General features: G+C 70.0%; 1 protein-coding gene. It reads left to right on the top strand.

The genetic code is table 11. From position 1 onward, the window contains the following. Nucleotides 1-89: 89 nt before the first annotated feature. Complete coding sequence (locus tag KS423_RS46770; RefSeq protein ID WP_224285692.1) at nucleotides 90-629, top strand: winged helix-turn-helix domain-containing protein; 540 nt, start codon at nucleotides 90-92, stop codon at nucleotides 627-629. The last annotated feature ends 37 nt before the right edge of the window (nucleotides 630-666 follow it).

Genomic DNA, 666 nt, shown 5'->3' with positions numbered 1-666 from the left:
TACTGAAGTTGAATTCGTGATGTCGCTCGGATGGGTGAAGCCGTAGCGTTCGCCTGCCGGTGGAGGGCCGATCCCGGTAGTCGTGTGCTGTGAGGTATGCACAGGGCGGCGGTTTGACCGACGCGGAGAGGGCCGCGCGGGAGCGGATCCGGCAGCAGGCCGTGGAACGCTTCGAGAGCGGCGAGAAGAGCAGGGACATCGCGGCGGCACTGCGGGTGAGCGTGCGTTCGGTGGAGCGCTGGCGCCGGCAGTGGCGCGAGGGCGGTGCGGCGGGAATCGCCTCGAAGGGCTCGCCCGGTCGTCCGAAGCTGTCCGATGCCCAGATCGCGCGGTTGGAGCGGGAGTTGGAGCGTGGTCCGCTGGCCCACGGCTGGGAGGACCAGCGGTGGACTCTGGCACGGGTGAAGACGCTGATCGGCCGACTGTTCCACGTCTCCTACACCGTGGAGGGCACGTGGGTCCTGCTCAAGCGCCACGGCTGGTCCTGGCAGCAGCCGGCCCGCCGGGCGATCGAGCGTGACGACGCGGCCGTCGAGTTGTGGAAGAAGGAGACGTGGCCGCGGGTAAAAGCACCGCGGCGGCCCGCGGGGCCTGGCTCGTCTTTGAGGACGAAGCCGGGCAGTCGATGAGGCCGCCGCGTGCCAGGACCTGGGGCAGGCTCGGCTG

Origin of the sequence: Streptomyces sp. LS1784 (assembly GCF_020103755.1) — a bacterium.
GTDB lineage: Bacteria > Actinomycetota > Actinomycetes > Streptomycetales > Streptomycetaceae > Kitasatospora.
Note: the sequence above shows the minus strand (reverse complement) of the source record. Positions and strands in the feature narration are given on the sequence as shown.